At 41.8% G+C, this 7,681-nt stretch carries 5 protein-coding genes; 3 read left to right on the forward strand and 2 right to left on the reverse strand.

What is annotated here, in order from left to right:
• Positions 1-787 precede the first annotated feature (787 nt).
• Positions 788-2,104 carry a histidinol dehydrogenase gene (gene hisD / locus CK510_RS22755; protein ID WP_095723860.1) on the forward strand — a complete coding sequence of 439 codons (1,317 nt, stop codon included), beginning with the start codon at positions 788-790 and terminating at the stop codon, positions 2,102-2,104.
• A gap of 297 nt (positions 2,105-2,401) precedes the next feature.
• On the forward strand, positions 2,402-3,253 hold the full coding sequence (locus tag CK510_RS22760) for a Tab2/Atab2 family RNA-binding protein (protein ID WP_095723861.1): 852 nt from the start codon (positions 2,402-2,404) through the stop codon (positions 3,251-3,253).
• 254 nt (positions 3,254-3,507) lie between these two features.
• On the opposite strand, the gene CK510_RS22765 is transcribed toward CK510_RS22760, so the two are convergent.
• A complete protein-coding gene (locus CK510_RS22765) occupies positions 3,508-4,488 on the reverse strand; it encodes an SPFH domain-containing protein (protein WP_095723862.1) in 981 nt (326 codons plus the stop codon).
• Positions 4,489-4,643: 155 nt separating this feature from the next.
• Positions 4,644-5,072, reverse strand: a complete 429-nt coding sequence (locus tag CK510_RS22770; RefSeq protein WP_095723863.1) for an NfeD family protein — start codon at positions 5,070-5,072, stop codon at positions 4,644-4,646.
• 248 nt (positions 5,073-5,320) lie between these two features.
• Between CK510_RS22770 and CK510_RS22775 the strand changes: the two genes are divergently transcribed.
• Positions 5,321-7,354, forward strand: coding sequence for a protein phosphatase 2C domain-containing protein (locus CK510_RS22775; RefSeq protein ID WP_095723864.1), 2,034 nt, complete (start codon positions 5,321-5,323; stop codon positions 7,352-7,354).
• Positions 7,355-7,681: the final 327 nt, after the last annotated feature.

Here is a 7,681-nt window from a genome sequence, read left to right on the forward strand (position 1 = left end):
ATCATAATTTTTATAGAAATAATTTCGCTGATTTTTCTGCACTTTGTTTAACTTTCAGTAGAGGCAAAACCTTGGTTCATAATGAGCAGTTACTCAGAAAATGGAAAAATACATTCGGTTAAAGTCCAGCATAGATAATTGATTTACTTAATTTTTGCAAGTAATTATTAAGCCCTGATGTTGAACCTGTTAACAAGCCTGAAAATAGGTTAGAATTAATTGCTACGGTACAATGTAGCTCCTACCCACCATCTTTCACCATTTGGTGGCAGTTGTCACAGGTGTCGCTCATCTCATAAAAGTGATGAATTGCCAGGAGTTAGGATATATAAATGACTGAAGTCCCAGATTAAAAAAACTATCAATTCACAATGTCACGTTTGTGCAACTATTGACTAGTTAATTTTGAAAAACTAGCAAAGAATACGGCTCTATCTAATCGACAAGTCGCAAAGCTGCTTGATATTCCCAACACCACGCCAATTGGCGTTAAGTTATACTCTAAAGAGCAACAGAGACTTAAAGTATTTATTTTATAAGTAGGATAGGTGGTGAGTACTTAACTAAAAATTATAAGTTTGATTATTTTTTGTTTATAACTAATAACTAGTTAGTTACTAGCTGATAACCCAAACCAGAGAAAACCACAAAGCTGTGGAGTATCAAAAAAATCCAGGTTAAGCTAGAAAAGAGAGTTGGGTTTGGCTGTATTGTCTCTGTGGGACGAAAGGCTCCCATCTCACATCTCAAACGGGAATATTCTTCAAGTTGGCATTGTCCTTACTCCATGCTGCGAATCATTAATCAGCAGGCAGACGTTCGAGCAGAACTTCAACGCATCTGCGATCGCACTCACGACGAACAGGTTCTTCACAAAGAAGCAACAGTACGGGAAGTGTTGCAAGCAGTCCAACGCCAAGGCGATAAGGCTGTATTGCATTACACTGCCGAATTTGACCATCAAACCTTTAAAGCCGATGAATTGCGCGTCACGGCTGCGGAAATTGATGCCGCTTACCAGCAGGTATCAAAGCAGCTAATAGATAGCATTCAATTAGCCAGCAAACAAATCGAAGCTTTCCATCGTCAGCGTGTTCCCAAAAGTTGGGTACACTTCGGAGATGATGAGGTTGTACTTGGCAAGCGTTATACTCCTGTAGACCGTGCAGGATTATACGTACCCGGTGGACGCGCATGTTACCCCAGTACAGTCCTAATGAATGCAGTACCCGCGAAAGTTGCTGGCGTACCACGTATTGTCATGGTCACACCACCGGGAACAGGTAAAGGCATTAGTCCTGCCGTATTGGTAGCGGCAAACGAAGCTGGGGTTAGGGAAATATACCGTATTGGCGGCGCACAGGCGATTGCGGCACTCGCATACGGTACTGAAACAATACCAAAAGTTGATGTGATTACGGGACCAGGTAATATTTACGTTACCATCGCCAAAAAGCTGGTGTACGGGAATGTGGGAATTGACTCCTTGGCAGGTCCGAGCGAAGTATTAATTATTGCTGATGGGACGGCAAATCCCATACATGTTGCCACTGATTTACTGGCACAAGCCGAACACGATCCAATGGCAGCGGCAATATTGTTGACAACCGATGCGGGTTTAGCTAAAAACGTCCAAGTTGCTCTCGAAAGGCAGCTTATGGATCATCCCCGTCAAGTGGATACTTCCAAAGCGATCGCACATTACGGTTTAATTGTTGTGGTTGAATCGCTGGAAATAGCAGCCCAGTTCTCGAATGAATTCGCACCCGAACACTTGGAGTTAGAAGTTGAAGACCCGTGGGGGTTGTTACCTCTTATACGTCATGCTGGGGCGATTTTCTTAGGACATTCTACGCCGGAAGCTGTTGGTGATTATCTTGCGGGACCTAATCATACCCTACCAACTTCTGGTGCAGCTCGGTATGCATCGGCATTGGGTGTTGAGACTTTTCTCAAGCACTCTAGTATTATTCAGTACTCGCAAACTGCACTCGAAAAGGTTGCCACTGCGATCGATACTTTAGCCACAGCCGAAGGTTTGCCCTCCCATGCTGATTCTGTTCGTTGCCGGGTACGGAAGGATAATTCAGATTCAGAATTGTAGGGATTGCTGAAAGAAGGTTGCAGAAATCAAAAAAATAAAACTCCTTTTTGTTTTTGGCAAGAAGGGGATATTTTTTTGAGCAAATGTAGAATATGTAGTAATACGATTTAGTTAAGGCTTAACTATTCAATTTTGTGAACCGCCAAGACGCAGAGGACGCAGAGAGAATAAAGAAATACTTAATAGATTTGGGTAAACAACCGTTTGCCCCTACGATATTCTTGATAAGGGCGACAGAATGCAGAACATAAAACGTGGAATAAATCCCCATAAATTAATGTGCGGGGAATAAGAAATATGTTGATTTGGCAAGTCGATTTTTATCGTCGTCCTCAAAATGATAGTGTGGTCTTATGGGATTTATTGATTTGCGATTGCGATAACCGTCATCCTACGGGTAATTTTAGATACGAGTCTTCTTGCCCACAGTCGCAAGCAAATTCAACTTGGTTAGCTTCAGAATTGGAAAAAGCAAGTAAAGAACCTAATTCTGGCGGATTACCTAATATTATTCAAGTATTTCGTCCCCAATCATTGAGTTTAATTCAAGCTGGGGTCAAAAGTTTAATTACTAATTCAAATAATTCAAATAATTCCAATATAAAAATTGAAGTGGAAGCGACTCGTCACACTCCAGCATTAAAACAGTGGTTGAAGGACAAAGGTTATTCCCCAATTATTGATAAACCTCCCCCATTACCATTGCCTGAAAATATTTGGGGTGAAGAGTGGCGATTTGGGACGCTACTAGCAGGAGACATAACGGAATTTATTAACCGTCCTATTCCCATTCGTAATATACCCGATTTTCTCCTACCTATGAACTTGGGTTTAGCTTCAAGTCAAGCTGTTCCCGGTATTGTTATCTATGGTGGTAGACGCTCGATGTTATTAGCGCGTTGGTTGCAAGATGTCAAGCCTGCAATGTTAAATTATGTTGCAGGTGCGCCCGATGGTTTAGTTTTGGAAGCGGGATTAGCTGAAAGATGGATTTTGGCGACTTTTGAAGGTGAAGAGATTGCGATCGCAGCAAAAAATTACGAACAGCGCAAGTTGGAATGTCGGGGATTGCATTTTTTATTGGTTCAACCCGATGATTCGGAAATGACTTATACAGGTTTTTGGTTATTGCAGAGAGAACAGTTATAAATTCCCAAACCAGAAAAATCTACTAAGTAGTAGTGCAAAATTAATCGTACATTCCGAAAATCTCAAACCTTCGTCATTGCGACGTAGGAAGCATAAGTCCGAAGCGGACACGCTACGCGAACGCAATATATATTTAATTTTGCCTAACTACTTATTCCGCAAAGGGAACAGTTATAGATTCCCAAACCAAAAAAATAAACCATACCGTTTGCAGTATGGTTCTGATTTCAGTGTTTTGAGATTTTTAACTTGTACTAACCCAAATTCTTAGGTAACATGTCATTTGCAGTAGATGTATCTCCTGCGATCGCACGTATTCCTTCTAAAGTCGCAGGAATTGTACGGGGGTCCATAAACATAACTTTGCTACTATCGCTTTTACCAATTACTGAAGCCATATCGAGATAACCCAGTGCTAGTAAAACTTCTAAAGCTTGCTTTGTCGTCGGGTCATTATTGATTTTTTGGGAAATGATATCGGCTGATTCAGCCACAGCTTGGGCTTTGAGTACCTGCTGTTGTCGTTCAGCTTGCGCTTTCAAGACAATCGCTTTCTGTTCCGCTTCAGCAGCTAAAATCACGGATTTTTGTCGTGCTTCCGCATCTAAAATTTGAGCATCAGCTTTACCACGGGCAGAGTTTACAGCCGATTCGCGATCGCCTTCTGAAGTTAAAATGGAGGCACGTTTGCGACGCTCGGCTGCCATTTGTAATTCCATCGACTCCCGTACCGCTTGCGAAGGAATAATATCACGCAATTCCACCCGCGTAACTTTCACACCCCAAGGGTCAGTTGCTATATCTAAGTCGTGTAATAATGTTTCATTAATTTCCGATCGCGCTGTAAATGTTTGGTCGAGTTCCAATAATCCCATTTCTGAGCGAATTTGTGTCAGAACCAAATTTACCATCGCTGACTGAAGATTTTCGACTTTATAATAAGCCTTCTCCATATCGACAATTCGCCAATAAACCACAGCATCAGCAGTAATCCCCACGTTGTCGCGGGTAATACATTGTTGTGGAGGAATATCTAAGACTTTTTCGCGAATTGTTTGTTTGTAAACAATATTATCCACAAAGGGAAAAATCATGTTTAAACCAGGTTCCAGCTTTTTGCTATAACTTCCCAATCTCTCCACCAAGGCTTCGTTACCTTGATTAATTACTTTTACCGAACTAGCCAAAATAGAACCACCGAATATTAACGAGATGAGAAAGTAGAAGCCTTCCATTTATTAATCTCCAAATTTAAAAAGAAAAGGGAAAAAGAGAAAAAGGAACAAGGAAGAAAAGAGAATAGGGAGAAAAACTAGAAAGTCGAAAATAGAAAGGAGCAAAAGTTAAATGCCCAATCCCCAATGTCCAATCCCCAATGCCCAATCCCCAATTACCTATTTAAAACATCCTGCGGCATCACAATCAATGTTGTACCTTCACGTCGAACCACATAAACAGGTTCGTGGGCTGGTATATGCAATTTCTCATCGTCACATTTTGCCCGCCAAGAATTTCCTTCGTACAAAACTCTTCCTGCTTTTCCAGGGATAATCTCGCTGATTGTTTCCCCAGTCACCGCATCTTGAAATTTCGCTCTTCGGCGTGGTTTGGGAAGAAAGCGCTGCGAGAGAAAAATCAACAGCACCGAAATTAGCAACCAAACCACCACCTGTAACCAAAGTTTTCCGATCGCTCCCGACAGTAGCGCCACTATAAAAGCGCTCAATCCCATCATTAATTCCACAAACGCAGTCGGAAAAATTAGTTCGCTAAAACACAGCAAGGTTCCGATGATTAGCCAAATAGACATTGCACTCATTGCTACTGCACTCGATATAATGCCGTCTTAGACACTACATTCCCGAACATACATTTCTATGCTTAGATACACTCATGCATTAACTGTTTACTGAAAATTATCGTCAGTGATAATACTTGTTTTCAAAGTATTATTTATCAACGGAAATACACAAGCATATAATGCAAATCTATCATAGAATTCCTATTTTTGGCAGCTAGTTGGAATCAAAAAATTACGTATTTTATTTTCGGGAAAGTAGCAATTATATGATTACGACTGAACGGATAATCCATTGTGTTAACCCCATCTGTTCCCACCCAATTAATTTTGTGGGGAGTCGGGTTTGTGCAAATTGCCAAACTCCAATTATCTATCGGTATGTTTGGGCGATTGGTGAGAACTTGTCGAAGATACCTGTGGGAAAAATAATAGGCGATCGCTATGAGGTTGTTGCACCACAAATTTGGTTGGATAAACAACCGGGGGAAATACCGGAAACTAAAGAAGAATTAACTGGAGAAATTATTCCTTACCTGCGGTTATATGGAATGCGATCGCAAAAGCAGCAATCATCACCGCTTCCTTCAGCATTATCCCATCTTCCCCAAGTGTATGGTTTTGTTGATTCACCCTCGGAAACCGCAGGCAAAGTTATTTTGCTGGAAAATGCCCCCATCAATGAAAACGGTAAACTCTACCCATCAATCATGGAAATGTGGGAACAAGCGACTCCCGTGCGTCAAGTTTACTGGCTATGGCAAATTCTCCAACTTTGGCAGTTATTATCAGATTTGGATGTGGAAGCAAGTTTGTTTTTACCCAATAACATACGGGTACAAGGTTGGTGTGTGCGGTTATTGGAATTAATGACAACATCTCGCATTCATACCCCCGTAACTTCCCTCCAGAGATTGGGTGAATCTTGGCAACCTTTAGTTGCGATCGCACATCCATCAATCGCTGAACAGTTACAAAATATTCTCAGTCCAGTTCTCCAAGGTACAGCAAAGTTTGCGGAAATTAGCAAGCAAATTAATCTTTTATTACTTTCATCAGCAGCCGAATTTCCCATAGCTTTGAAAGTCGCAGGTGCTACTGATATTGGGATTGAACCTCGACGAAACGAAGATGCTTGTTTTCCCAGTAATGAAGATTCCATCGAAGACCCCTTATTACCAAGGGTATCAATTGTTTGTGATGGGATTGGGGGGCATGAAGGTGGTGAGGTGGCAAGTCAACTGGCTGTACAATCGATGAAGTTACAAATTCGGGCTTTGCTGACCGAAGTTGCTCAACAGTCTGAACCTGTTCCCCCTGAATTGCTGCAACAGCAAATTGAAGCGAGCTTGCGGGTTGTGAATAACTTGATTTGTAACGCGAATAACCAGCAGAAGCGCGAAGGAACCCAACGGATGGGTACAACCTTAGTGATGGGGATACAAGTTCCCCAAGCTGTGCAATCGACAATGGGTTGGGATGCGGAAAATTCCCACGAATTATATATTGCCAGTATTGGTGATAGTCGGGTTTACTGGATAACCCGTGATAGCTGTCAGCAACTGACTGTAGATGATGATGTATTAGGGAGAGAAGTGCGATCGCTCCGGAGTATGTATCGTCAAGCAATTCAACGTCCCGATGCTACAGCCCTGACGCAAGCTTTGGGGACAAAAGAGGGTGAAAATTTACATGTCGCAGTTCAGCGATTGATTGTTGATGAAGATGGAGTGTTGTTGTTGTGTTCGGATGGTTTGAGTGATAACAATTTAGTCGAAAGAAGTTGGCAGGATTTTGCTTTGCCGATATTAAATGGGCAAATGACGCTGGAGGATGGATTGTATGCTTGGATTCGTTTAGCCAATCAAACCAACGGTCACGATAATATTTCCCTAGTTATGACCTATTGTCGCGTTTCCCCAGAATATATTATTGCCACACCTCAAGAAGAAGAGTTACCACTGGGAATTTTTGAGGGCAAAATCGAACCTGATGGGGAAGTTAAGGTTGAAGATGATGAATCTGAGCTTGCAGACAGTTCCCAAGCTTTACTCGATTTAGATTTAGAGCTTCCTGATGAAGCACCCGTTCCCGCAGCTAACCCGGTATCGACAACGGGCAAAAATCAAAATCAAAAACAGCGCAAACCTCTGGCTTTACTAGTTGGGTTATTACTGTTGTTGTTGGGAAGTGCTAGTTTGGGATTATTTATTTGGTCGCGTTATAATCCCCGCAATTTTAATCAAATGTGTCGTCAACTTCCGCAAAGTGTGCAGCGAATTTGTCCCCGTGTTAAATCGTGAACACTCCTAGAATTTTCCCAAATAAAAGAACCCTACCCTAACCCTCCCCTTACCAAGGGGAGGGAACTGGATTTCTAGTTTCCCCTTTCCAAGGGTAGGAAATTGGACTTTTTATTTTCCCCCCTTGGAAAGGGGGGTTAGGCAGGGCTGATTCATCCCCTAAAACACTTTAAAAATCAAGGGTTCTAGCAATTTAAAACTGGTTATTTTGTTACCCGCGTGTCGAGAAAACGAACAAAATTACGGCTAACTGAGTGCTTAAAAGTTCATTTAATCGCCACCCTTACTTAGATATTTATCGCTAACTATCTTGACAAATCCTGTTTA

Source organism: Brunnivagina elsteri CCALA 953 (genome assembly GCF_002289455.1).
GTDB classification, from domain to species: domain Bacteria; phylum Cyanobacteriota; class Cyanobacteriia; order Cyanobacteriales; family Nostocaceae; genus Brunnivagina; species Brunnivagina elsteri.